Origin of the sequence: Castellaniella defragrans 65Phen (genome assembly GCF_000612685.1) — a bacterium.
Lineage (GTDB): Bacteria > Pseudomonadota > Gammaproteobacteria > Burkholderiales > Burkholderiaceae_B > Castellaniella > Castellaniella defragrans.
In genome coordinates, this window is sequence record NZ_HG916765.1 from 3,689,250 (window position 1) to 3,713,973 (window position 24,724).

The 24,724-nt window shown below is 66.7% G+C and carries 27 protein-coding genes; 11 read left to right on the forward strand and 16 right to left on the reverse strand.

Features of this window, described 5'->3' with window-relative positions; all coding sequences use genetic code 11:
* Positions 1–82 precede the first annotated feature (82 nt).
* Complete coding sequence (gene ahpF / locus BN940_RS16450; RefSeq protein WP_043684777.1) at positions 83–1,654, reverse strand: alkyl hydroperoxide reductase subunit F; 1,572 nt, start codon at positions 1,652–1,654, stop codon at positions 83–85.
* A gap of 161 nt (positions 1,655–1,815) precedes the next feature.
* Positions 1,816–2,379, reverse strand: a complete 564-nt coding sequence (ahpC, locus tag BN940_RS16455; protein WP_043684780.1) for an alkyl hydroperoxide reductase subunit C — start codon at positions 2,377–2,379, stop codon at positions 1,816–1,818.
* Positions 2,380–2,675: 296 nt separating this feature from the next.
* Here ahpC and BN940_RS16460 point away from each other — a divergent pair, with 296 nt between their 5' ends.
* Positions 2,676–4,286, forward strand: a complete 1,611-nt coding sequence (locus BN940_RS16460) for a methyl-accepting chemotaxis protein (RefSeq protein WP_052355971.1) — start codon at positions 2,676–2,678, stop codon at positions 4,284–4,286.
* A 40-nt stretch (positions 4,287–4,326) separates the two neighbouring features.
* On the opposite strand, the gene BN940_RS19125 is transcribed toward BN940_RS16460, so the two are convergent.
* Positions 4,327–4,827 (reverse strand): SRPBCC family protein, encoded by a 501-nt coding sequence (locus BN940_RS19125; protein WP_043684783.1) that lies wholly within the window; start codon positions 4,825–4,827, stop codon positions 4,327–4,329.
* A gap of 260 nt (positions 4,828–5,087) precedes the next feature.
* Between BN940_RS19125 and BN940_RS16470 the strand changes: the two genes are divergently transcribed.
* From BN940_RS16470 to BN940_RS16500, 7 genes are all read left to right on the forward strand, one after another.
* Complete coding sequence (locus BN940_RS16470; RefSeq protein WP_052356117.1) at positions 5,088–5,840, forward strand: N-acetylmuramoyl-L-alanine amidase family protein; 753 nt, start codon at positions 5,088–5,090, stop codon at positions 5,838–5,840.
* A gap of 555 nt (positions 5,841–6,395) precedes the next feature.
* The gene (locus tag BN940_RS16475; RefSeq protein WP_052355972.1) at positions 6,396–7,457 is read left to right on the forward strand and encodes an acyltransferase family protein; all 1,062 of its coding nucleotides are present in this window, start codon (positions 6,396–6,398) and stop codon (positions 7,455–7,457) included.
* Between the two features lie 283 nt (positions 7,458–7,740).
* A complete protein-coding gene (locus tag BN940_RS16480; RefSeq protein ID WP_043684786.1) occupies positions 7,741–8,028 on the forward strand; it encodes a co-chaperone GroES in 288 nt (95 codons plus the stop codon).
* A gap of 27 nt (positions 8,029–8,055) precedes the next feature.
* The gene (groL, locus tag BN940_RS16485; protein ID WP_043684789.1) at positions 8,056–9,702 is read left to right on the forward strand and encodes a chaperonin GroEL; all 1,647 of its coding nucleotides are present in this window, start codon (positions 8,056–8,058) and stop codon (positions 9,700–9,702) included.
* 274 nt (positions 9,703–9,976) lie between these two features.
* Positions 9,977–10,366, forward strand: coding sequence for a diacylglycerol kinase (locus tag BN940_RS16490; RefSeq protein ID WP_043684792.1), 390 nt, complete (start codon positions 9,977–9,979; stop codon positions 10,364–10,366).
* Between the two features lie 92 nt (positions 10,367–10,458).
* Entirely contained in the window at positions 10,459–11,280 is an 822-nt protein-coding gene (pyrF, locus tag BN940_RS16495) for an orotidine-5'-phosphate decarboxylase (RefSeq protein WP_043684794.1), read from the forward strand.
* Between the two features lie 120 nt (positions 11,281–11,400).
* Complete coding sequence (locus BN940_RS16500) at positions 11,401–12,084, forward strand: DNA-3-methyladenine glycosylase I (RefSeq protein ID WP_043684796.1); 684 nt, start codon at positions 11,401–11,403, stop codon at positions 12,082–12,084.
* Positions 12,085–12,113: 29 nt separating this feature from the next.
* Here BN940_RS16500 and BN940_RS16505 read toward each other — a convergent pair whose 3' ends face one another.
* The 6 genes from BN940_RS16505 to BN940_RS16530 all read right to left on the reverse strand — a co-directional run bounded on the left by BN940_RS16505 (position 12,114) and on the right by BN940_RS16530 (position 17,385).
* Positions 12,114–13,064, reverse strand: a complete 951-nt coding sequence (locus BN940_RS16505; protein WP_043684798.1) for a PDR/VanB family oxidoreductase — start codon at positions 13,062–13,064, stop codon at positions 12,114–12,116.
* A gap of 1 nt (position 13,065) precedes the next feature.
* A complete protein-coding gene (locus BN940_RS16510) occupies positions 13,066–13,584 on the reverse strand; it encodes an MOSC domain-containing protein (RefSeq protein WP_043684802.1) in 519 nt (172 codons plus the stop codon).
* A 49-nt stretch (positions 13,585–13,633) separates the two neighbouring features.
* Positions 13,634–14,227 (reverse strand): 2-hydroxychromene-2-carboxylate isomerase, encoded by a 594-nt coding sequence (locus tag BN940_RS16515; protein WP_043684805.1) that lies wholly within the window; start codon positions 14,225–14,227, stop codon positions 13,634–13,636.
* Positions 14,214–15,545: an MFS transporter gene (locus BN940_RS16520; protein WP_043687876.1), complete on the reverse strand. Its 1,332-nt coding sequence runs from the start codon at positions 15,543–15,545 to the stop codon at positions 14,214–14,216. The genes BN940_RS16515 and BN940_RS16520 overlap by 14 nt, the downstream gene beginning before the upstream one ends.
* Before the next feature lie 90 nt (positions 15,546–15,635).
* Positions 15,636–16,403: an aldolase gene (locus BN940_RS16525; protein WP_043684808.1), complete on the reverse strand. Its 768-nt coding sequence runs from the start codon at positions 16,401–16,403 to the stop codon at positions 15,636–15,638.
* Between the two features lie 100 nt (positions 16,404–16,503).
* Positions 16,504–17,385 carry a LysR family transcriptional regulator gene (locus BN940_RS16530; RefSeq protein ID WP_043684811.1) on the reverse strand — a complete coding sequence of 294 codons (882 nt, stop codon included), beginning with the start codon at positions 17,383–17,385 and terminating at the stop codon, positions 16,504–16,506.
* Between the two features lie 369 nt (positions 17,386–17,754).
* Here BN940_RS16530 and BN940_RS16535 point away from each other — a divergent pair, with 369 nt between their 5' ends.
* Both BN940_RS16535 and BN940_RS16540 read left to right on the forward strand, forming a co-directional pair.
* Positions 17,755–18,042 (forward strand): toxin-antitoxin system TumE family protein, encoded by a 288-nt coding sequence (locus BN940_RS16535; protein ID WP_052355973.1) that lies wholly within the window; start codon positions 17,755–17,757, stop codon positions 18,040–18,042.
* Positions 18,039–18,410: an HVO_A0114 family putative DNA-binding protein gene (locus tag BN940_RS16540; protein ID WP_043684814.1), complete on the forward strand. Its 372-nt coding sequence runs from the start codon at positions 18,039–18,041 to the stop codon at positions 18,408–18,410. Before BN940_RS16535 ends, BN940_RS16540 begins: the two co-directional genes overlap by 4 nt.
* A gap of 7 nt (positions 18,411–18,417) precedes the next feature.
* Here the strand turns inward: BN940_RS16540 and BN940_RS16545 are convergent, their stop codons facing one another.
* Genes BN940_RS16545 through ftsY form a run of 7 tightly spaced genes read right to left on the reverse strand, consistent with a single transcriptional unit; the run spans position 18,418 to position 24,034 of the window.
* Positions 18,418–18,924: a CinA family protein gene (locus BN940_RS16545; protein ID WP_043684816.1), complete on the reverse strand. Its 507-nt coding sequence runs from the start codon at positions 18,922–18,924 to the stop codon at positions 18,418–18,420.
* Positions 18,921–19,478 (reverse strand): phosphatidylglycerophosphatase A family protein, encoded by a 558-nt coding sequence (locus BN940_RS16550; protein WP_084330745.1) that lies wholly within the window; start codon positions 19,476–19,478, stop codon positions 18,921–18,923. The genes BN940_RS16545 and BN940_RS16550 overlap by 4 nt, the downstream gene beginning before the upstream one ends.
* Positions 19,475–20,458: a thiamine-phosphate kinase gene (thiL, locus tag BN940_RS16555; protein ID WP_043684819.1), complete on the reverse strand. Its 984-nt coding sequence runs from the start codon at positions 20,456–20,458 to the stop codon at positions 19,475–19,477. Before thiL ends, BN940_RS16550 begins: the two co-directional genes overlap by 4 nt.
* A gap of 19 nt (positions 20,459–20,477) precedes the next feature.
* Entirely contained in the window at positions 20,478–20,966 is a 489-nt protein-coding gene (gene nusB, locus BN940_RS16560) for a transcription antitermination factor NusB (RefSeq protein WP_043684822.1), read from the reverse strand.
* Positions 20,959–21,492 carry a 6,7-dimethyl-8-ribityllumazine synthase gene (ribH, locus tag BN940_RS16565; RefSeq protein ID WP_043684824.1) on the reverse strand — a complete coding sequence of 178 codons (534 nt, stop codon included), beginning with the start codon at positions 21,490–21,492 and terminating at the stop codon, positions 20,959–20,961. The genes nusB and ribH overlap by 8 nt, the downstream gene beginning before the upstream one ends.
* Positions 21,493–21,508: 16 nt before the next feature.
* On the reverse strand, positions 21,509–22,687 hold the full coding sequence (gene ribBA, locus BN940_RS16570; RefSeq protein WP_052355974.1) for a bifunctional 3,4-dihydroxy-2-butanone-4-phosphate synthase/GTP cyclohydrolase II: 1,179 nt from the start codon (positions 22,685–22,687) through the stop codon (positions 21,509–21,511).
* A 48-nt stretch (positions 22,688–22,735) separates the two neighbouring features.
* On the reverse strand, positions 22,736–24,034 hold the full coding sequence (ftsY, locus tag BN940_RS16575; protein WP_043684826.1) for a signal recognition particle-docking protein FtsY: 1,299 nt from the start codon (positions 24,032–24,034) through the stop codon (positions 22,736–22,738).
* A 57-nt stretch (positions 24,035–24,091) separates the two neighbouring features.
* Between ftsY and BN940_RS16580 the strand changes: the two genes are divergently transcribed.
* On the forward strand, positions 24,092–24,688 hold the full coding sequence (locus BN940_RS16580) for an RsmD family RNA methyltransferase (RefSeq protein ID WP_043684829.1): 597 nt from the start codon (positions 24,092–24,094) through the stop codon (positions 24,686–24,688).
* Positions 24,689–24,724 lie beyond the last annotated feature (36 nt).

The window sequence follows — 24,724 nt, forward strand, 5'->3', positions numbered from 1 at the left end:
GCGTCGCGGACGGGGCCGCGCACCCGGGAAAACGGCGGGCCGGATCGCTCCGGCCCGCCGTGCGGGAGGCGCGCCCCGGGGATCAGGCGACGGCCTTTTCCTCGGCCGCGACCGAGCTGCGGATCAGGTGGTCGAAGGCGGCCAGGGCGGCCTTGGCGCCTTCGCCGGCGGCGATGATGATCTGCTTGTACGGCACCGTCGTCGCGTCGCCCGCGGCGAACACGCCGGGCACCGAGGTCTGGCCGCGGGCATCGACCACGATCTCGCCGTGCTTGCTGAGCTCGACCGTGCCCTTGAGCCATTCGGTGTTGGGCACCAGGCCGATCTGGATGAACACGCCTTCCAGCTCGACGCGATGCGCGGCGCCGCTGGCGCGGTCGGTGTAGCTCAGGCCGGTCACGCGCTTGCCGTCGCCGTGGATCTCGGTGGTCTGGGCCGAGGTGATGACGGTCACGTTGGACAGGCTGCGCAGCTTGCGCTGCAGCACGTCGTCGGCCCGCAGGGCGTCGCCGAACTCGATCAGCGTGACGTGGCCCACGATGCCGGCCAGGTCGATCGCCGCCTCGACGCCGGAGTTGCCGCCGCCGATCACCGCCACGCGCTTGCCCTTGAACAGCGGGCCGTCGCAGTGCGGGCAGTAGGCCACGCCGCGGTTGCGGTATTCGTTTTCCCCGGGCACGTTGATCTGGCGCCAGCGCGCGCCAGTGGACAGGATGACGGTCTTGGCCTTCAGCACGGCGCCGCTGGCCAGTTCGACCTGGATCGACTTGCCCGGCACCAGGCGGCTGGCCCGCTGCAGGTTCATGATGTCCACTTCGTAGGCCTTGACGTGCTGCTCCAGCGCGACGCCGAACTTGGGCCCTTCGGTCTCGAGCACGGAGATGTAGTTCTCGATCGCCATGGTGTCGAGCACCTGGCCGCCGAAGCGTTCGGCCACCACGCCGGTGCAGATGCCCTTGCGCGCCGCGTACACGGCCGCCGCGGCGCCCGCGGGGCCGCCGCCGACCACCAGCACGTCGAACTCGTCGCGGGCGTTCAGGGCATCGACCTTGGCGCTCGTGTCGCCGGCGTCCAGCTTGGCCAGCAGTTCCTCGACGCCGGCGCGGCCCTGGTGGAACAGCTCGCCGTTCAGGAACACCGCGGGCACGGACAGGATCTCGCGCTGCTGGACTTCGTCCTGGAACAGGGCGCCGTCGATCGCCACGTGGCGGATGCGCGGGTTGAGGACCGACATCGCGTTCAGCGCCTGCACCACGTCCGGGCAGTTCTGGCACGACAGCGAGAAATAGGTTTCAAACGTATAGTCGCCCGGCAGCTTGCGGACCTGCTCGGCCACGGCCTCGTCCAGCTTGGGCGGATGGCCGCCGACCTGCAGCAGGGCCAGCACCAGCGAGGTGAATTCATGGCCCAGCGGGATGCCGGCGAAGCGCACGGCCACGTCGGTGCCGGCGCGGGCGATTGCGAACGACGGCACGCGCGCCCCGGGGGCGTCGTCCGTCACGGTGATCTTGTCGGACAGGCTGGCGATGTCTTCCAGAAAGGCCCGCAGTTCCTGCGACTGGGCGCCATCGTCCAGCGACGCGCGCAATTCGACGGGCAGCGTCACCCGCTCGAGGTAGGTTCCCAATTGCCCTTTGAGGTTTGCATCCAGCATATTCGTACCTTTTTGGAAAAAAGCGTCCCCCGGACGACACCCACATGGTATCGCCCGCTCAGAAAGCGCGGAGGAGAAAAATCGGCGGCCCGCGGGCGGACCGCCGAGGCATCACGGGGCGCGCATCCCGATGGCGCGCGCCGATCCGGTGATGGAAAGGATCAGATCTTGCCGACCAGGTCCAGCGAGGGGGTCAGCGTCTTGGCGCCTTCTTCCCACTTGGCCGGGCAGACTTCGCCCGGGTGGCTGGCGACGTACTGGGCGGCCTTGACCTTGCGCAGCAGTTCGGACGCGTCGCGGCCGATGCCGTTGTCATGGATTTCCAGGACCTTGATTTCGCCGGCCGGGTTCACCACGAAGGTGCCGCGCAGGGCCACGCCTTCTTCTTCGATCAGCACGTCGAAGTTGCGCGCCAGCAGGTGGGTGGGGTCGCCGATCATCGGGTAGTTGACCTTCTTGATGGCGTCGGAGGTGTCGTGCCAGGCCTTGTGGGCGAAATGGGTGTCGGTGGACACGGAATAGACTTCCACGCCCAGCTTCTGGAATTCGGCGTAGTGGTCGGCCAGGTCTTCGAGCTCGGTCGGGCACACGAAGGTGAAGTCGGCCGGGTAGAACACGAACACGGACCACTTGCCGGCGACGGTCTGGTCGCTGACCTCGACGAACTTGCCATTGTGGTAGGCGGTGGCTTTGAAGGGCTTGATGGTGGTGTTGATCAGGGACATGAAAACTCCTTGTTCAGAGGTTCAGTGAAAGGGCCACGAGGGCGACGGAAACCAGTGTAGGCGAGCCCTAATGATAAGTAAAATTGATTGTTTAAATAGAGCCGATTGTCGATGACTATCAAGCGAGGGTTCTGCGTGCTGAAACGTAATGGAGGCGTGTTGTTTTATGCCGATTTCGCATCATGAAACATGAAAAAAAAATATGCACCCCGGGTATGATGCTCGTTCGTTGGAATATTTGTCGTAAGTCATTGATACGAAAGATATTTTATACCTTAACGATCCTGGGGATCACCATGCGCAAGAACCTGCCCGTCACGCAACAGGAATACGATTTTCCAGAGGGTGAGACGCTGCTGTCCGCCACCGACCTCAAGGGCCGCATCACGTATGCCAACGCGGCGTTCGTGCGTGTGAGCGGCTTCGACTACAACGAGCTGCTGGGCAAGGCCCACAACATCGTGCGCCACCCCGACGTCCCCCCCGAGGCTTACCAGGATCTGTGGGACACCCTGAAGGAGGGCCGCTCGTGGACGGCCCTGGTGAAAAACCGGCGCAAGGACGGCGACCACTACTGGGTGCGCGCCAACGTCGCACCCGTCTACCACCAGGGCACGCTCAGCGGCTACCTGTCGGTGCGCACCAAGCCCAGCCGCGCGGAAATCGCCGCGGCCGAGCACGTCTACGCCTCCTTCCAGGCTGGCCGGCCCGTCGCGCGCTTCCATCGCGGCCTGCTGCTGGACACGGGCTGGCGGCGCTGGCGCAACGGGCTGCGCACGCTGTCGCTGCGCCAGCGGCTGGTGCTGATCCTGGGCAGCCTGATTCCGCTCTGGGCCGGCCTCGCCTGGCTGGCCGGACTGCGCGGCACGGCGTGGCTGGGCGCCGCGGGCGGCGGCGCCGCGCTGGTGCTGCTGGCCGGCCTGCTCCTGGACCACCGGCTGGTGCGGCCGCTGCGCGCCATCCAGCGCCAGGCCGTCCAGGCCGCCACGGGCCAGCCCGTGGACGACTGGCGCCTGCCCCGCCTGGACGAGATCGCCTCGATCCAGAAAGCCATCACGCAATCCAGCCTGAACCTGCGCTCCTTCATCGACGACGTGCACGCCCAGCTCGGCGGCCTGCGCCACGCCTCCGGCGAGATCGCCCAGGGCAGCCAGCACCTGAGCACCGAAACCGAACAGGCGGCCAATCGGCTGGCCGAGACGGCCAACGCCATGGAGCAGCTCGCGGACCTGATCGACAGCAACGCCGACCGCGCCCGGCAGGCCGTCGCCCTGGCCAAGGACTCGGGCAATTCGGCCGTCCACGCGGCCAGCACCGTGGAACAGGCCGCGCACCAGATCGAGCACATGGACGCGGCCAGCCAGAAGATCGGCGAGATCGTGGGGGTGATCGACAGCATCGCCTTCCAGACCAACATCCTGGCGCTCAATGCCGCGGTCGAGGCCGCGCGCGCCGGCGAACAGGGCCGCGGCTTTGCCGTGGTGGCCGGGGAAGTGCGCGCGCTGGCCCAGCGCTCGGCCAGCGCCGCCAAGGAAATCGGCGGCCTGATCCACGAAACCGTGCAGATCGCCCAGGGCGGCGTGGCCCGCACGCGCGAGGCCACCGAAGCAATGGGCCACATCCTGGAACAGAACCGCCAGGTGGGCGCGCTGATCGACCACATCCATCAGGCGGGGCGGGAGCAGGCCGACGGCCTGGCGCGCATCCGCGAAACCTTCGTCCAGCTCGGCGACCTGACCCGGGGCAACGCCGCCATGGCCGAGGAGTCGTTCACGGCCGTGCAGACCCTGGACGGCCAGACCCTGAACCTGGCCAGCGCGGCCGGGGTGTTCCGGCGGGACACGGAGGATGGCGCGCCGGCGCCGGCCCGGCCCGCGCCGCGGCGGCAGCTGGCGATCGCCTCGTAGGAGGAGGCACGACGCGGCTCATGCGGTGCGGTTCGTGCGCTCAGGCATCCAGCAGCGTCTGGTAATGCTTGCGCGCCCGCAGGTACAGGTCCAGGGGAAAGCGCACCGGCACGTTCTCCAGGGCCGCGGCCAGCATGGCCAGGTGGCCGTCGAATCCCGCGCAGGCCTTGGCGGCGTCCTCGTCGCCGGGCAGGCGCACGATCAGCGTCAGCCGCGTGCCGTCCGCCTCCTCGGCCAGTTCCCAGCGGATGGGCCGTGCGGGCTGCGAGCCGCTGCTCCAGGAATATTCCAGCACGCGCTGCGGTTCCAGCGCCGTGACGGTGCTGTCGATCACGATGCCGCTGTCGGCGAAATCGATGCGCACGGCCCCGCCCTGCCGCAGCTCGATGGTGCCGGGCGCCAGCCACTGGGCCAGATGCGGAGGCTGCGTCAGCATGGCCCAGACGGCCGCCGGATCGTGGCCGTAGCGCCGCTCCAGCCGGCCCTCGAACCCCTGTTCCAGCCGCCGGATCGTGCCGGCCTGGAAATCGTCATCGCTCATCTCGAAACCTCTCTGGATTGCACGGGCCGGAAGCGCGGCGCCCCGGCCGGGACACCGGCCCGCGGCCGAAACCCGCATCATCGCCCAGAAGGGGTGCCGGATTTCCCCATATCCCTGTCCGCTGCGGGGTCGTATGCTGGGGGCAGACGGCGCGCCGGGCCGCGGAGGCGGCCGCGCCGGACCGCAGCGCGGCGGCCGCGCCGCGCCCCGTTTCCCGGAGGACCGTTGCCGTGTCACCGACATGCTCTGCCCGCAGGCGCCTGGCGCGCGCCCTGCTTCCCTTCCGGGCCCCCGGTCTGCCGGCCCGCGTTTTGCCGGCTCCGGTCCTGCTGGCTTCCGTTTTGCTGACCCTCGGCCTGCTGGCCCCGGGCGGCGCCGCCCCCGCGCGCGCCGCGCACGTCCTGGTGGACGCGGGCCACGGGCCGGAACATCCGGGCGCGGCGGGCGCCAGCGGCCGCCCCGAGTACCTGTACAACCGGGATCTGGCCGCCGCCCTCGCCCGCGCGCTGGCGGCGCTGGGCGAGCGGACGACGCGGGTCGAAGGCATCGGCGCGGACATCCCCCCGGACCAGCGCGCGGCGGCTGCGCCGGATGCCGACGTCCTCGTCTCGATCCACCACGACTCGATCCTGGCGCGGTATCTCCAGGCCGGCCGCCAGGGCGAGTTCGCGGGCTATTCGATTTTCGTGTCGCGGCGCAATCCCCATCCCGCGCGCAGCCTGCGCTGCGCCCGGCGCATCGGCGAGCGGCTGCGGGCGGCGGGCGAACGGCCCTCGAACTATCACGCCGAGCCGGTCGAAGGCGAAAACCATCCGTTCGTCGACCGCCGCCTGGGCATCCACCGCTACGACGGCCTGGCGGTGCTGCGCACCGCGCCCATGCCCGCCGTTCTGGTCGAGGCGGGGGTGATCGTCAATCCGGCGGAAGAAGCCCGCCTCGGCGAGCCGGAGACGGTCGCGCGCCTGGCCCGCGCCATCGCACGGGGAGTGCACGCCTGCCTGGCGGAGCGGTGAGCCGACGGCATCAGGCTGGACCTGGAACGCCCGGGCGGGCGCAGGAGTTCAGGATCGCCCGGTGCGGCGATTTCAAGAAAATGCATGCAGTGGCTTGCTGACACGTACAAGAGGCAATATATGCCACCATTTGCAACTCAAGCGACGCATGCGCGCCATCGTGCCCTGCCCTCGAATGGGCCGGCGGAAGGATGGCGAAGCAGCCGATTGGGCCGGCCTTGAACACCAGTGATGCGCCAATGTCCGTGGATCCGGATCTTTCCTGTCCGCCTCCGAGAAAACGCTTGGTGCAGTTCCATACATACTGAACATGCAAGGCGGGGTCCACCATGGAGCATGTACAGGATTGAAGTCGATGAGCCTCAGTGTTCCCTGCAGGCCCCGCGATACCCGTGCCAATGCCCGGGAGCGTGCTGCACCAACGCACGGCTTTCCGTCCACGCCCTCCGCCGCGCGCTTCGATCCCCGCATCGCCCCTTCAATTTCCCGCTCGAAACCACCGTCGAAGATCTGTCTTGATTTTTTGGCGCAACCGGAACCTCGGATTTTCGATCCATGCTCCTGTCCAACGTTCTCCGCAAAGAAAACAACAATCTGGATATCTTCCGGCTGATTGCCGCGGCCATGGTGATATATGGCCACGCCTACGCCGTGCTTCCCACCGAAGGGAAGCTGGATTTCTTGAAAAGGCTGCTGGTTTTCGATTACTCGGGCTCGCTTGCGATCAAGACATTCTTCTTTCTGAGCGGCCTGGTCGTGACCAACAGCCTGGTCGAGAAAAAGGACGCCTGCCAATTCCTGATGTCGCGGTTTTTCAGGATCTGGCCCGCGCTGGCGGTCGTGCTGGCAGCCATGGCTTTCGTGTTCGGGCCGCTCCTTTCGGCCCATCCACCCCACGAGTATTTTTCAAATCCCGCCATCTACGAATACTTCCTGCACGGACTGATCATGGACATGCAATATGATCTTCCGGGGGTGTTCCAGGACAATGCGCTCAGCTCCGTCAATGGATCGTTGTGGTCGATCCCGTACGAGATCTATGCCTATGTCGCACTGCTTGCGGCATTCCTGCTGGGCTCGACCCGATCCCGCCCTCTGTCGATCGGGCTGTTTCTCGTCATCCTGGTGGATTCGGCCACCGGAAACACACTGCTCTTCACCTGGCTGCCGCAGAACACCGAGATCACCATGCTCGCACCCTGTTTCGCCGCGGGGTCGCTTTTCACCCTGTTCAAGGACAGGATCCAAGTGCATTTCCAGGGGACCATTGGCGCATGGGCCCTGTACTTTCTATTCATGAAGTCGTCGTACAATTTTTATTTCTTCTATCTCGCCGTTTTTTACTCCATCCTGTTTTTTTCCAGCCGGAAGGCCCTGCTGAAATTCAAGCCGGCCATCGACATCTCTTACGGGATGTATTTATGGGGCTGGCCGGTCCAGCAGGTGATGGCGCAATATTTTCCCGAACAGGGGATCAGCTTCAACCAGCTCGCATCGGTGGCGATTGCGGCATTGCTCGGCTATGTTTCCTGGCATTTCATCGAGCGGCATTTCATCCGGATGGGATCGAATTTCAGCCGGTGGGCGCCATCGGGGGCGGGCAGCCTTCCCTCCTGAAGCGCCGCCCGCGCGATCCATGGCCTCGGCGCCGGGCGGCCGCCTCGGGCGCCCGCCTGCAGTCCAGCATCGGCCTCGCGCACGCCTCAGCGCCTTCAGTCCCGTGGCCGGCAGGCCGCCGGACCCCTCGAAGGTCTCATCGGCGCCCCCTTACTTGTAACAAGCCCGGCTCCCCTCTTGAAACGCGGAGAATCGTCCTTATAATTAGCACTCGACGGGGTTGAGTGCTAACAATCCTCCGCCCCAGCACCCATTCACACTTTCTACGTACAGGAGTTCCTCCATGGCACTGCGTCCTTTGCACGATCGCGTGATCGTCAAGCGTCTGGACAACGAGCGCACCACCGCCTCGGGTATCGTCATCCCTGACAGCGCGGCTGAAAAGCCCGACCAGGGCGAAGTCCTGGCCGTCGGTCCCGGCAAGAAGACCGACGACGGCAAAGTGATCCCGGTCGACCTGAAGGTCGGCGACAAGGTCCTGTTCGGCAAGTACGCCGGCCAGTCCGTCAAGGTCGATGGCGAGGAAGTGCTCGTCATCCGCGAGGAAGAAGTCCTCGCCGTGATCCTGTAAGCCCCCCTCATACCAAGGAATTTCGACATGGCTGCAAAGCAAGTTTATTTCGGTGACGATGCCCGCACCCGCATCGTCCGCGGCGTCAACATCCTCGCCAACGCCGTCAAGACCACCATGGGCCCCAAGGGCCGCAACGTGGTGCTGGACCGCTCCTTCGGCGCCCCCACCGTCACCAAGGACGGCGTCTCCGTCGCCAAGGAAATCGAACTGAAGGACAAGTTCGAGAACATCGGCGCCCAGCTGGTCAAGGAAGTCGCTTCCAAGACCTCCGACAACGCCGGCGACGGCACCACCACCGCCACCGTGCTGGCCCAGGCCATCGTCGAGGAAGGCCTGAAGTACGTGGCCGCCGGCATCAGCCCCATGGACCTGAAGCGCGGCATCGACAAGGCCGTGATCGCCGCCGTCAACGAGCTGCACGCCCTGTCCAAGCCCTGCACCACCAGCAAGGCCATCGCCCAGGTCGGCTCGATCTCGGCCAACAGCGACACCTCCGTCGGTGAAATCATCGCCAACGCGATGGACAAGGTCGGCAAGGAAGGCGTCATCACCGTCGAGGACGGCAAGTCCCTGGAAAACGAACTCGACGTCGTCGAAGGCATGCAGTTCGACCGCGGCTACCTGTCGCCCTACTTCATCAACAACCCCGACAAGCAAGTCGCCGTGCTGGACGATCCGTTCGTCCTGATCTTCGACAAGAAGATCAGCAACATCCGCGACCTGCTGCCGGTGCTGGAACAAGTCGCCAAGTCCAGCCGTCCGCTGCTGATCGTGGCCGAGGACGTCGAGGGCGAAGCCCTGGCCACCCTGGTGGTGAACAACATCCGCGGCATCCTGAAGACCACCGCCGTCAAGGCCCCGGGCTTCGGCGACCGCCGCAAGGCCATGCTGGAAGACATCGCCATCCTGACGGGCGGCACGGTGATCTCCGAGGAAACCGGCCTGTCGCTGGAAAAGGCGACCCTGGAGCTGCTGGGCCAGGCCAAGCGCATCGAAGTGGCCAAGGAAAACACCACCATCATCGACGGCGCCGGCCAGGCCGCCAACATCGAAGCGCGCGTCAAGCAGATCCGCGCCCAGATCGAGGAAGCCACGTCCGACTACGACCGTGAAAAGCTGCAGGAACGCGTCGCCAAGCTGGCCGGCGGCGTCGCGGTGATCCGCGTGGGCGCGGCCACCGAAGTCGAAATGAAGGAAAAGAAGGCCCGTGTCGAAGACGCGCTGCACGCCACGCGTGCCGCCGTCGAGGAAGGCATCGTCCCGGGCGGCGGCGTCGCGCTGATCCGCGCCAAGGCCGCCGTGGCCAAGGTCAAGGGCGACAACGCCGACCAGGACGCCGGCATCAAGCTGGTCCTGCGCGCCATCGAATCCCCGCTGCGCACCATCGTCAGCAACGCCGGCGACGAAGCCAGCGTGATCGTCAACGCGGTCGAGAAGGGCGAAGGCAACTACGGCTACAACGCCGCCACCGGCGAATACGGCGACCTGGTCGAGCAGGGCGTGATCGACCCGACCAAGGTCACCCGCACCGCGCTGCAGAACGCCGCCTCGGTCGCCAGCCTGCTGCTGACCACCGAAGCCGCCGTGGCCGAGATCGTGGAAGACAAGGCCGCGCCGGCCATGCCCGACATGGGCGGCATGGGTGGCATGGGCGGCATGGGCGGCTTCTAAGCTCCCGTCCGTCTCCAGCCGGCGCTCCGGCGCCGGCCGGACCCCGGCCCCTCCTTGCAGCTTGCACGCTGCCCGGATTCGGCAGGCACGAGATAGTCCGCAGGGGCTATCTCGTGTTCTGCATCATCCCCGTCACGGTTCGCCGCGGCGGGGATTTTTTATCGGCCGGGCTGCGCTGCCCCTACGGCAGCATCCACATCGACATGCGGATGGAAGCGACCGCTTCCCGACACCCATCCATTACAATGCCCGCACCATCCGGACCCGTCGCCCCATGACCCAGCCCTCCCCTTACAAGAGCACCGGCGGACTGCTGCGCATCGCGCGCGCCTTCGGCTATTCGCTGCAGGGGCTGGGCGCGGCGTGGCGCCACGAGGCCGCCTTCCGCCAGGAAACGGTGCTGGCCGCGATCCTGATCCCGCTGGGCCTGTGGCTGGGCGACAGCGCCGTCGAACGGCTGCTGCTGGCGGGCGCGCCGGTGCTGGTGCTGGCGGTGGAACTGCTCAATTCCGCGATCGAGACGCTGGCCGACGCGATCGGCACCGACTATCATCCCCTGCTGGGACGCGCCAAGGACATCGGCAGCGCGGCGGTGCTGCTGACGCTGCTGCTGGCGGCCGCCGCCTGGGCGGCGGTGCTGGCGCCGCGCTGGTGGCCGTCCTGAGCTCCTGAGCCCATGAAGACGCACGCGGCGCGCGACCGCGAGCGCACCGCACTCCCCCGAACCCATACCCATACGAGACAGAGGCCGACCCCATGACCTTCATCGACAAGCTGAACCGCGCCTGGGCCGCCCAGGATTCCCTGCTGATGGTGGGCCTGGATCCGGACCCGCGGCGCTTTCCCAAGGAACTGGAAGGCCGGCCGGACGCGATCACCGAATTCTGCCTGCGCATCGTCGAGGCCACCGCGCCCTACGTCTGTGGCTTCAAGCCGCAGATCGCGTATTTCTCGGCGCTGGGCGCCGAGGACCAGCTGCAGGACATCTGCCGGACGATCCGCGAGCGGCATCCGGACCTGCCCATCGTGCTGGACGCCAAGCGCGGCGACATCGGCAGCACCGCCGAGCAGTACGCCCGCGAGGCCTTCGAGCGCTACGGCGCCGACGCGGTCACGGTCAATCCCTACATGGGGCGCGATTCCGTGCAGCCCTACATCGACTACGGCGAGCGCGGCGTCATCATCCTGTGCCGCACCTCCAACGTCGGCGGCGCCGATTTCCAGGACATGCGCCTGGCCAACGGCACGCCGCTGTACCTGCACGTCGCCGACCAGGTGGCCCGCGTCTGGAACACCAGCGGGCAATGCGCCCTGGTGGTGGGCGCCACCTTCCCGGAAGAAATCGCCCAGGTGCGCCGCCGGGTGGGGGACATGCCCCTGCTGGTTCCCGGCATCGGCGTCCAGGGCGGCGACATCCGGGCCACGGTGCAGGCGGGCCGCACGCCCGCCGGCCGCGGCATGATGATCAATTCGTCGCGCGCCATCCTGTACGCCAGCGCCCAGGAAGGCTGGGAACAGGCCGCCGCCAAGACCGCGCGCGCCACGCGCAGCGCCATCCGCGCGGCGCTGCAAGGCTGATCCCCGCCCGGCGGCCGCCCGCCCGCGACGTCAGGCGAGCCGGCTCGCAGGAAGACGGGCGCCGGGAAGATGCCCCCCAGGAGGACAGCCTCCGGGCAGACGGCTCATAGGAAGACACTCATGACCCTCGACTATCGCCAGCTCTACGACACGGTCCGCGCGCGCTTTGAATCCGACGAGGCCCTGGAAGCCTTTCTGCCCCGGGCGCTGACGCCCCGGGCCTTGAAGGACCAGGGCGACGACCGCTATCTTTCCGCCATGACCCGGCGGGTCTTCCACGCGGGCGTGCAGCACACGATGGTCGACGCCAAGTGGCCCGAATTCGAGCAGGCCTTCCAGGGCTTCGTCCCCGAGGCCATGGCGCAGCTCAGCCCTTCGCTGATCGAAGCGCACATGCAGAACGACCGGATCATCCGCGACCGCGCCAAGATCAAGAGCATTCCGGCAAACGCCCGCTTCATCCTGGACATCCGCCGGGAACGGGGCACCGGCTTCGGCGCGTTCCTGGCCGACTGGCCGGACACCGACACGATCGGCCTGTGGCGCCTGCTGGCCAAGCGGGGCGCGCGCCTGGGCGGACGCTCGGCCGCCGGGTTCCTGCGCCTGGCCGGCAAGGACACGTTCCTGCTGACCAGCGACGTGGTCGCGCGCCTGGCGGCCGCGGGCGTCATCGAGCGCGAGCCCACCGCCCAGCGCGACCTGCAGGCCGTACAGGAGGCTTTCAACGCTTTGCGGCGGGATTCGGGCCGGCCGCTGTGCCAGCTCTCGGCCCTGATGGCCCTGAGCATCAATCCGGCGTTCTGAGGCCGGCGCGGTCATCCGCCCGGCCTTCCCTAGATATCAAGCACCAGCGTGGGGCCCGCGCAATCCGCAACACAGACGCAGACCTCGCGCTCGCGCTCCCGTGGCGTCAGCACCCGATCGTGGTGGATGGGCGGCCCTTCGCTCCAAGGAGTGCGGCATGCGCCACAAATGCCGCCCCCGCACGACACAATGATGTCGGCATCCATGGATTCCAGGGTGGCCAGCAGGCCGATTTCGGGCAATACGTCCTTTTCACGGCCACTTTTGGCCAAGACGACACGATACGGCTTGACGCTCGGATCCGGCGTATGGGCAGGCGCAACAAAGCGCTCGATGTGCTTGCGATCTTCGGGCCAATCAGCGACCAGCGCCTCGACGGCATCCAGCATGCCGCCGGGCCCGCAGCAGAAGACTTTGGCAGTATCGCCATATTGTCTGATAAGGGTTCCCAGGTCAGGAGGAGCCACCCGTCGCGTATCGTACAGATGCACACGCCCCGCAGAGAGCGCCGGCTGGAGCATGTCGCCCAGGCTGGGCGGCCCCATGCTGGCCCAATGCAGCACGTAGTCATTCCTGCCCTGGCGTTCCAGCGTGCGGATGGCCGAGACAAAAGGCGTAATGCCAATGCCGCCGGCAATAAAGACATTCATCGCTGAATCGGCGAATTCCAGCCCGCCCCTGGGTACCGAGACACCAATGGTCTGGCCCGGTCGCAGGGTTTCATGAATATAGTGGGACCCACCCCGGCCATTCGCTTCTTTTTTCACGGCAACGATATACCGCCGATTGTCTTCGGGTTCATTGCACAGCGAATAGGTGCGCACCAGGCCCCCGTCCAAGTGCAGATCGATATGCGCTCCAGGTCGGAAAGCGGGCAATCGCCAACCATCCTGATCAGCCAACAGCAGCCGTTTCACACCGGGAACCGGCTCGTCAAGCGCCTGAACGAGCAACTGGAGATGTTTGATGGGAGACGCCATTTCACGCCTCCCGCACAATGTCGCCCACGCGGATCGTGCCGCCTTGCAGGATTCTGCAATTGAGCCCAGCCCGATTGATCATGGGATCAAACACGGCCTTGTCCAGGATTTCCTCGATATGCCGGCACGGCGTGGACAGGCGCGTAGCCTCCAGCAACGCCCCACCCAGCCAGAATCGCCGTCCGACCAGATGATTCAGAGGGACACCCTGAACGGTGACATTACGGCGATGTTCTTGCGGCAGCATTTCAATGCCGGCATCCCGCTGCAACGCCTCAAGCGTTTCAATCTCGAACAACGTGATCTGGCGTCCCTCCTCTGGTTTATGCGAATAAAATCCCTGCTCGTGGCCGAGGAGGTAGCGGTCGCCGACAATACCCTTGCCGGCCACCAGGGTGAGCTCCTGGAACGATTCCATGGGCAAAAAGGCACGCGGCGTGATGTGCAGATGCCGGATGACCCCCGTCCAGGCAGGAACGACCCTATGCTCCTGCGCGGGCTGACTGACAACGGTACTCATGTGAATATCCTTGATGTTGAGACGCTTGCCACAAGGCGGGTGCTTGGTTTCACCCCGCCAAGGCTCGATCCAGAAAGTCCAATCGGTCCTGGCCCCAGAAGACCTCCCCTGCCAGCACATAGCTGGGCGAGCCAAACACGCCAGCCGATACCGCTTCATCGGTGTAACGCCGATACTGTCGCTCCGCCTCAGGCTGTGCCGCACGCTGCATCATGGCTGGCCCAGGCAGCCCCAGCCGGGCGGCCACGCCCAACAGCACATCGGCCTGAGCAATATCCTGTTCGTGACACCATTGCGCAGCCAAGATTTCCTTGTGCAGCTGGGCCACGGGATACCCCAGCAGCTCAGCTGCGATCAGGAACCTTGAGGCCAGCGAGGCATCCGGACACATATACCGAGGCGTCACGTTAATCTGCATGCCCAGTAACGGCATCCAGCGCCGCAATTCCTGCTCGCGGTAATCCTGACGCTGCACTGAACGCCGGGACAAGGGGATGCCTCCGGTGCGCGCATAGACATCCAGCAAATCCACAGGCTTGTAGTTCACCTGGACATCCTGGCGCTGGGCCAGCAGCGCCAGTCGATCCGCTCCCAGCAAGGCCCAGTCGGAATTCAACCAGAAGTAATAATCAAGCTGCTTCATACTGACGCCCTTCGAGGACGGGGGCCTGCGAACGCATCCGCCAGGCACACACGCCAGCAATCGCACCCAGGCTGAGCAGGTACCACACCACATAGCGCGGACTGCCGTCGCCCAGGGCCAACAACCAGGTGGCCACCAGGGGAGCCAGCCCGCCGCCAATCGCCCCGGAGATCTGTACAGCAAGGGAAATGCCGCTATAGCGGACCTCGGGCGGGAACTGACTTGAAAACAGGCTGCCTTCGGGGCCGTAGAGCATGGCATAAACGCAGCCAATGGCCAGCACCATGCCCAGGGTGATCATGCCGAATTCACGCGTCGCCAGCAGATCGAAAAACACATTGCCGACGATCAGCACGCCGATGGCGCCGAGCATAAAAACGTATTTGTGTCCGATGCGATCACCCAGCATGCCGCACAAAGGCATGGTAAAGAACGAGACTGCGGCCCCCCACATGATGCCATCGAGCACTGTGATTTTCGGAATCCCCAATGTCCCGGTGGCATAGGCCAGGGCAAATGTCACGACGGTATAAAACCAGGTGACTTCACCCAGACGGGCACCGATCACCAGCAAAACGCTGCGAGGATGCTTGGTGAGCACCGTGCGCAAGGGCACTTCGATTTTCTTGCCGGCGGATTGCATGGCTTCAAAATCGGGCGATTCAGCCACGCGAATGCGAATGAACCAGCCCACCAGCAGCAGCACCACACTGGCCAGAAACGGCAGCCGCCAACCCCAACTGAGCATCTGTTCTTCGGGCAATGCCGCAACGGCGGCCATGGCAAAAGACGATAGCAGCAGACCCGGCGCCACCCCGGCCTGGGGCAGACTGCCGAAAAAGCCTTTCTTGCCCTCGGGAGCGTGTTCAACCGCCATCAGCACGGCGCCCCCCCACTCGCCACCGACCGCCACACCCTGCAGGAAACGCAGGATGACCAACAGAATGGCAGCCCAATAACCAATGCTGTCGTAGGATGGAATCAGCCCGATCAGAATGGTGGGCACCCCCATCATCACCAGGGTGATGAGCAACATGGACTTGCGTCCGACACGATCTCCGAAATGTCCGAACACGATCCCGCCCAGCGGGCGGGCGAAAAAGCCCACCGAATAGGTGGCAAACGCCGCCAGTGTGCCCATCAGGGGGTCAAACGCCGGAAAAAATATCTTATTGAAGATCAGGGCGGCGGCTGTCCCATACAGAAAAAAGTCATACCACTCGATGGTGGTCCCGAGCATGCTGGCTACACCAGCAGTCACATAGTGCTTCGATGACCCAGACTTGTGCGGCCTACCCGGGGATTGTTGGTTTTTCATGCGCATGTCTCCCTGCCGGCATTGGCCAGCATGTGTTTTGATCATTTTTTATGCCGGGGCGTCAGGCCCCGTTCAGATGGATACTTCCAGTCAGGCGGCGGACCGGTCGATCTGGCGGCACCAGTAGTCGAACGTGCCCTTGACGATCGAAGGCTTGAGCAGATAGTCGTGAGCCTCCTGCGCCAGATGGTCCGGCACGGGGGTCAGCTCACCGTAGACGCGGGCACGGGTCTGCATGCGGGCCGCGCGCTCCAGGTAGACCGACAGGTAGGTGGCTTCGGCCATGGTGCCGCCCGTCGTCAGATAGCCATGATGCGCCAGGATGATGGAACGCTTGCCGCCGAGCGCCTCGGAAATCAGCACGCCCTCCTGGTCGGCGATGGGCACCCCGGGCCAGTCAGCCAAAAACGCGCAGTCATTGTGAAAAGGCGTCATGTCCATTTGCGCCACCACCAGGGGCTGGCGTGCGGCCACCAGCGCGCTGACCCACGGAGAATGCGTATGGATGATGGCATTGACATCCGGCCGGCTCTTGTAGATCCATAGGTGAAAGCGGGTCGCCGGATTGGCCATGCCCTGCCCCGACAGGGTTTCCAGGTCAGCGCCGACCTCGATAAAGTCATTGGGCGTGGCCTCGTCAAACCCTAACCCGAAGCGCAAAGTCCAGTAGGCCCCCGGGGTGTCGGAGCGCGCACTGATCTGCCCAGCCAGCCCGGCCTCCTGGCCGGTTGCGGCCAGGATCCGACAGGCATAGGCCAAGTCTTCCTGGAGGGTTCGCTGAACGGGGTGAAGATGTTCGCGCATTTCTTGTGTAGCGCGTTGATCAAAATACGATTTTTCCCTAAGCACTGCCGTCATGATTCGTCCCCGTGGTGTGATTAATTGACATGAATCATTCTAGGGACGGGGCCGTTCCAAGACCATGAACCTCAAGTCATACCAGCTATGCCAATACTTGCTATGCCATTGTGGAAATAGCCTTGGCCATGTTCAGCAACTGACGCGCCAAGCTGCCGGCGGCGATATCGTGGCGCACGATGGCGACCACCAGGCGTTGCAGTCCAGGCGCCTGCAAAGGAACCTTGACCAGGCCATAGTCTCGCAACAGTGGCGCCGGAATATTGGCCGGCAGCACACAAGCGCCGATACCCGTGGCGCTGAGCTGCAGCATGGCATCCACCGTTTCCGCCACCACGGTCACGCGCTCATCCAGTCCAGCGCTTTTCAACATGCGCCGCAAGGCATAGTTCTCTGGAAAGCCCACCAGCATCAACGACGAACGAGCGAGGTCCACAGACACCTGATCAGGCAGATCCTGCGCGCGTGCAATGAGACACATCTCGTCCATGAGCAGCGGGGTCGATTCCAGCCTGTCGCTGGCCACGGCCGAGTCATAGACCAGGCCGATGTCAGCCTTGCCCTTTTCCACCAGTTCAACGACTTCGGGGGAACTGCGCGCCAGAACCGTCAGGTTGACCTGGGAATGCTTGCCGACAAAGCGCGACAGCAGGTCAGACACAAAGTAATAGCCGACGGTATGGATAATGGCGATGCTCAAGTTGCCTTGCGTCAGGCCTTCCCTGTCGCGCAGTTGCACCAGCATGTCATCGATCGCCGTATAGGCCGGCAAGGCGGCCTCGGCCAGCTTACGGCCGGCCTCGGTCAGCTCCATGCCCCTGCCAGTGCGCAGAAACAGCGGTTTTCCCAGATGGGCTTCCAGGGATGCCAGCTTGCGGCTCAGGCCCGATTGGCTCAAGCCCAGGTCTTCGGCTGCACGCGACAGCGAAGATAATTCCGCGATCTTCAGAAAATACCGGATGGGCCGGTCCAGACAATCCATGGCATGAGCCTTCTTATGACGACCTGTACACTGCGCGGCCCGCACCCGCGCCAGAAACAATCACAATCCAACGAAGCCCCCGAGCTTACTGCGAAACGGGTCAACCAGCCCCCTATTCTTCCCGCCCGGCTGGCTTGAAGAATCCCGATCACGATTCGCTGACGGGGATTCTTGTGGTGTCCAACCACATTTTCCCTCATGGACATTTCCATGCCGCGACGCACCGGCATGGGCCTGCCCTGACTATCCTGTCCATCGGGAGCCCGTGTCAGCCGCTCATCAAAAATACATGTCACGCGATGAGACTGGAAGGGTGATCACTGTTGTAAAAACAAACAGCACTTGATACGATTGACGCCATGGAACGACATGACAGCCAAACTCATCGTCAACCAGAAATCCTTTGATGAAACCGGCGGCATCATCCAAATGACCGTCTGGTCCGTCCCAGAACCTGTCCCGCCTTCGACGCACGGATTCAAGTACCGGCTGGTCTATGCACGGAACGGCCGCCGCCTGGTTGGATTCGACAACGAACGCGGCAAGGGTGACCACATGCATCTGGGGCAAGCGGAACTGCACTATCCATTCACGACAATCGACCAGCTCATCAAGGACTTCATCACGGAAGTAGAAATCATCAGAGGTCCCCCATGACGACACCCAGAACACTGACGATTACCATCGACCCGGACTGGAAGACCGTGCTGCGGACCGCTGGGCACAAAGCGGCCATCGGCCTTGCGACGGGCCAACCGCAAGGCGAAACCTTGAACTTCGAGACCCCTGCCGTCTTTTTTGCGTACCTGAACGGGCGGCGCTGGCTGCTGCTGCGCGATCTGCTGGGCCAGGGAACCGTCGGGGTTCGGGAACTGGCGCGCAAAGTAGGCCGCGACGTAAAAGGCGTCCATACCGACACCCAGATCCTGGTCGATATCGGCCTGCTGGAAAAGGACGCCAAGGGTGCGCTGCGCTGCCCCTACGACCGCATCCATATCGACATGGTCATGCAGGCCGCAGCCTGACCCAGGCTCAGGTCTTCCCCAGTTCCACCAGCGCCGCCTGCAGGGCGCGGCGCACCGCCGCGGCGCGCACGGCCTCGCGGTCGCCCTCGAAGACCTGGGTGAGGGCGCGGGTGACGATCCCGGCGCCGGTGCGGCGCGCGATGCCGAAGCACACCATGCCGACCGGCTTGCCGGGGGTGGCGCCGCCCGGCCCGGCGATGCCGGTGGTGGACAGGGCCAGGTGGGCCTGGGGCACCGCCGCCAGCACGCCGCCGGCCATTTCCATGGCGGTTTCCTCGCTGACGGCGCCGAAGCGTTCCAGGGTGTCGGACGACACCCGCAGCTGCTCGATCTTGGCGGCATTGCTGTAGGTGACGAAGCCGCGCTCGAACCACAGGCTGGAGCCGGGGCAGGACGTGATGGCGCCCGCCAGCAGCCCGCCGGTGCAGGATTCCGCCGTGGCGCACAGCCAGCCGGCGGCGCGCAGGGCGGCGCCCACTTCGCCCGCCAGGACGCGCGTCTCGCGTTCGTTCATGACAACACTCCCAGGCGGACGAGCAGCGCCCCCGCCAGCAAGGCATACAGGGCCGCGACGATGTCGTCGATCATGACCCCGAAGCCGTTCTTGAAGCGCCGGTCGAGCAGGCCGACCGGCGGCGGTTTGACGATGTCGAAGAAGCGGAACAGCGCCACCGAGACGGCCTGGGCCCAGAAGCCGTGCGGCATCAGCCACAGCACCAGCCAGATGGCGACGATCTCGTCCCAGTTGATGCCGCCATGGTCCGGCACGCCCAGGGCATCGCCGCAGCGCTGGGCCGCCCAGCAGCCGATCCCGAAGGACAGCAGCAGGATCAGGATCATCCAGCCGTCGGACAGGCCGCGCAGCAGGACCGCCCACAGCAGCCAGCCCATCAGCGTGCCCCAGGTGCCCGGCGCCGGATGGATCAGGCCCGAGCCCAGGCCGAAGCCCAGGATCCGCTCGGGCCGGGCGAAGACCCAGGCGGCGGAGGGGCGCAGGATGGGCCGCTCGGGGCCCGCATGCCGGCCCGCATCCCGGCCCGTGTGCTTCGGATCGTCGGGGTCTGTCATGCGAGGTCTCCGCACGGCTCGGCAAAATGGTCGAAGCCCCGGCGCGCCACCGGCACGGCCTGGCCGGCGCCGTCCAGCACGCGCACGCCCTCGCCGCGCACCAGCCTGCCCACCCGGGTCACCGGCACGTTCAGCTGGCGCCCCAGGACCTCGATCTGCTCGCGCCACAGGGGCCGGGCGGTGAAGCACAGTTCGTAGGCGTCGCCGCCGGCCAGCAGGGCCTCGCGGCGCAGGGTCTCGTCCAGCCCGGCCAGCGCCGGATGCGCCGGCAAGGCGTCGAGCCACAGTTCGCCGCCGCAATGGCTGGCCTGCAGGATATGGCCGAAATCCTGCAGCAGGCCGTCGGACACGTCGATGGCGGCATGGGCCACGCCGGCCAGGTAGCGGCCCAGTTTCAGGCGCGGCATGGGGCGGTCCAGGGCGGGCCGGACGGCCCGCAGGCGCTCGGGATCGGGGGGCAAGCGGCCCAGCAGCAGGCGCAGGGCCAGGTCGGCCGCGCCCAGCGTGCCGGACACCCAGACGTCGTCGCCGACGCGGGCCGCGTCGCGGCGCAGGGCGTGCGAGCGGCGGACTTCGCCCAGCACCGTGATGCTGAGCACCACCGCGTCGCCGCGGGTGGTGTCGCCGCCCACCAGCGGACAATGGGATTCGCGGGCCAGGGCGTGGAAGCCTTCGGAGAAGGCCGCCAGCCAGGCGTGGTCGACGGCGGGCAGCGACAGCGCCAGCGTGCAGGCCAGCGGCCGGGCGCCCATGGCGGCCAGGTCGGACAGGTTGACCGCCAGGGCCTTGTGGCCCAGGGAGGCCGGGTCCGCGTCGGGCAGGAAATGCCGGCCCTCGACCAGCATGTCGGTGCTGACGGCCAGTTCGCAGCCCGACGAGAGCGGCATGAGGGCGCAGTCGTCGCCCACGCCCAGCATCCGGTCCGGCGCGGGCCGCTTGAAATAGCGTGCGATCAGGTCGAATTCGCCATCCGCCTGCATAAGCCCGCCCCGTGCCGCATCAGCGGCGCGCCGTCGCCTGGACCTCGGGAGCGCGGACTTCGGCCGCGAGCTTGTCGAGCACGCCGTTGACGAAGCGGTAGCCGTCCGTGCCGCCGAAGGACTTGGCCAGCTCGACGGCCTCGTTGATGGCGACGCGGTAGGGGACTTCGACGTGCTGGACGAGCTCGAAGCTGCCGATCAGCAGCACGGCGTGCTCGATGGGGGACAGCTCCGCCAGGGGCCGGTCGATGTAGGGCACGAAGCGCTCGCGCAGCGCGGCGGCCTGGCCGGCCGCCCCCTGCAGCAGGGTCTGGTACCACTGGGCGTCGGCCTGGTCGAAGTCTTCGCCATCGCGCACGTGGGCGTCGATCTCGCCCAGCTCGGCCAGATCGGCGCCGCCGCGCAGCAGCCAGGCGTACACGCCCTGCAGCGCGAATTCGCGCGCCAGACGGCGCGCGCTGCGGGCATTGGCGCGGCCGCCGGCGCGCGCGGGCTTGGACTCAGTCATCCACGTCCTCTTCGTCCTCGTCCTCGTCGTCGAAGTCGTCGTCCTCGTCTTCGTCGTCGTCCGATTCGGGCTCCAGGGCGGCCACCAGATTGGCCATCTCGACGGCGGCGCGGGCGCAGTCGCGGCCCTTGTCGGCCGCGCGGGCCTGGGCCTGCTCGTCGGTGTCGGTGGTGAGCACGCCGTTGGCGACCGGGATCCCGGTTTCCAGCGCGATGCGGCTGATGGCCGACGCCGATTCGTTGCTGACGATCTCGAAGTGGTAGGTTTCGCCGCGGATTACCGCGCCCAGGGCGATCAGGGCGTCGAATTCAAAGGTTTCGGCCATCTGGGCCAGGGTCACGCCCAATTCCAGCGCGCCGGGCACGGACACCACCATGACGTCGCGCTCGTCCACGCCCAGGGCGGCCAGCTCGTCCAGGCAGGTCTGCAGTTCGGCCTGGCCGATTTCCTCGTTGAACCGGGCGCGCACGATGCCGATATGCAGGCCCTCCCCGTTCATGTCGGGAGTCATCACGTAAGGGTTCATGGTCGCGATTCCTTGATCAGGTCGCGGCGTCGGATACGCCGGGTTCGTTATGGTAACCCGTAATGGTCAGGGAGAACCCTGCCATGCTGGGCATTTTGCGCGGCCGCGCCAGCAGCCGGGCCTGGCCCACGCCGAGGTCGCGCAGGATCTGCGCGCCGATGCCGAAGGTGCGCAGGCCGTGGCGTTCGCCGTCGGTGGCCGGCCGCCCGGCCTGGGCGTCGCCGCTGCGCGCCCAGGCATCGAACTGGGCGAACAGCAGATCGGCGTCGCCATGGCAGTTCAACAGCACCAGCACGCCGCTGGGCGAGGCCGCGATGGCGCCCAGGGCCTGGGGAATGGTCCAGCTGTGGCGGGTGGCGCCTTCGCACAGCAGGTCCAGCACGCTGGCGGGCTCGTGCACACGCACCAGGGCTTCCTGGTCGGGGCGGATGTCGCCGTGCACCAGCGCCAGGTGCGGCGCGTTCGAGGCGCGGTCCCGGTAGGCCACCGCCTGGAACGAACCCCAGGGCGTCTTCACCGGCCGCTCGACCAGGCGCTCGATCATGGATTCGTGCTCGCTGCGGTACTGGATCAGGTCGGCGATGGTGCCGATCTTCAGTCCGTGCTCGCGGGCGAAGACCATCAGGTCCGGCAGGCGCGCCATGCTGCCGTCGGGCTTGAGGATCTCGCAGATCACGGCGGCCGGCGTCAGGCCCGCCATGGCGGTGAGGTCGCAGCCGGCTTCGGTGTGGCCCGCGCGCACCAGCACGCCGCCCTGGACGGCGCGCACCGGGAAGATGTGGCCGGGCTGGACCAGGTCGGCCGGCCGGGCGTCGCGCGCCACGGCCGCCTGGATGGTGCGGGCGCGGTCGGCGGCGGAAATGCCGGTGCCCACGCCCTCGGCGGCTTCGATGGAGACGGTGAAATTGGTGCCGTAGCGCGTGCCGTTCTGGTTGGCCATCAGCGGCAGCTGCAGCTGGGCGCAGCGTTCGTGGGTCAGCGTCAGGCAGACCAGGCCGCGCGCGTGGGTCACCATGAAATTGATCGCGTCGGGCGTGACGAAATCCGCCGCCAGGACCAGGTCGCCCTCGTTCTCGCGGTCTTCCTCGTCCACCAGGATGACCATGTGGCCGGCCCGCAGCTCGTTCACGATCTCCTGGACCGGGGAAATATCGAAGGGCGGCTCGTTCGATGCCGCGCCGGATGCCATGTTCATGCCATACCTGTCGAATGGAAACGGAATGCGGGCATTTTAGCCCGTGCCTCAGGCCCTGTCGGTCTCGGGTCCGCCCAGCAGCGCGTCGGCGAACTCCGCCGCGACGAAGGGCTGCAGGTCCTGCATGCCCTCGCCCACGCCGATCCAGTACACGGGCACCGGCCGCACGCCCTGGCTGCCCGCCGCCACCGCCGCCAGCGTCCCGCCCTTGGCCGTGCCGTCGAGCTTGGTGACGACCAGGCCGGTCAGGCCCAGCGCGGCGTCGAAGGCGCGGATCTGCGCGAGCGCGTTCTGGCCGGTGTTGCCATCCACCACCAGCAGGATCTCGTGGGGCGCCGCCGGATCGGCCTTGCCGATGACGCGCTTGATCTTCTTCAGTTCTTCCATCAGGTGCAGCTGGGTCGGCAGCCGGCCGGCGGTATCGACCAGCACCACGTCCGCCGAACGCGCGCGCCCGGCGTTGACCGCGTCGAAGGCCACGGCCGCCGGATCGCCGCCTTCCTGGGCGATGACGGTGACGCCGTTGCGCGCGCCCCAGGCCACGAGCTGCTCGCGCGCCGCCGCGCGGAAGGTGTCGCCGGCCGCCAGCAGCACCGAGGCCTGGCGTTCCCGCAGGGCATGGGCGAGCTTGCCGATGGAGGTGGTCTTGCCCGCGCCATTGACCCCCGCGATCATGACCACCATGGGCGCGGCCTCGCCCACGACGAAGGGCTTTTCCAGGACCTTCAGGTGCTCGGCCAGGATGTCGCGCAGCGCGGCGCGCACGGCCTCGGGCCGCTCGATGCGCTGGCGCCGCACGCGCGCGCGCAGCTGCTCCAGCAGCTTTTCCGTGGCCTCGACGCCGGCGTCGGCCATGATGAGCGCGGTTTCCAGTTCCTCGAACAGGGCCTCATCGACCTTGACCCCGGTGAACAGGCCGCCCAGGCTCTGGCCGGTGCGCGACAGGCCGCGCCGCAGCCGGCCCAGCCAGGAGCCCGAGGACGCGGGCACGGCCGCCTCGGCGCTGGCCGCGCGGTCCAGCCGGACCAGGGGATCGGCGGTCTCGTCCGGCCGGTCCGACCAGGCGTCGGGGGGCTGGACGGGCGCCGCGGCGGGCGCCGGCCCGGCGCCCGAAACGAACTCGGACACGGGCTCGGCCGCCGCGGCCGGCGCCTCGTGCGCGGGCGCATCGGCGCCGGTTTCGGGCAGCCCGCCGGCATCCGCCGGCCAGGTGTCGGGCAGTTCGGTCGGCGCGACCGGCGCCACTTCCGGCGCGTCCGGGGATGCGGCGGCGCCGAGGGCTTCGTCCCGCCCGGGCGCCGCTTCCTGCGGCGCGGGCGCCTTCTTGCGTTTAAAGAAACTGAACATAGGCTTTACACTGAAAACGATCCGGCCAAGGCCCGGCACGGACCCAGCGGACCGCGCATGAAGAAACACCAGATCCGTATTGTAGGCGGTGCCTACCGCCGCACGCCCATTTCCGTCCCCGACGGCGATCACCTGCGCCCGACGCCCGACCGCGTGCGCGAGACCCTGTTCAACTGGCTGGCGCATTTCTGGGGCGGCACGTTCGCCGGGCGCCGGGTGCTGGACCTGTTCGCCGGCAGCGGGGCGCTGGGCTTCGAGGCCGCGTCGCGGGGCGTGGAGACCGCCCAGCTGGTCGAGCAGGCGCCGGCCGCGCTGGCCGGCCTGCGGGCCGTCCAGGCGCGCCTGAAGGCGCCCGCCATCCGCATCCACGCGGGCGACGCCTGCGCCTTCCTGCGCGGCCAGCAGGCCCCTTCCTACGACCTGGTGATGCTCGATCCGCCCTTCGGCGCGGGCTGGCTGGCGCGGCTGTGGCCCCTGCTGGACCGGGCCGTGCTGCCGGGCGGGCTGGTGTACCTGGAATCGGAGGCCGCCTGCGCGCCGCCGCGGGAATGGGAACTGCTGCGCCAGGGGCGGGCGGGCCAGGTGCACTACGGATTGATACGATTTGCTGCAACGCAAAAAAATATGAATAATGAACGTTTGGGGACACTCTGAACGGCCGCCCGCGCGTCCGGCACCCGGGAACCCCTG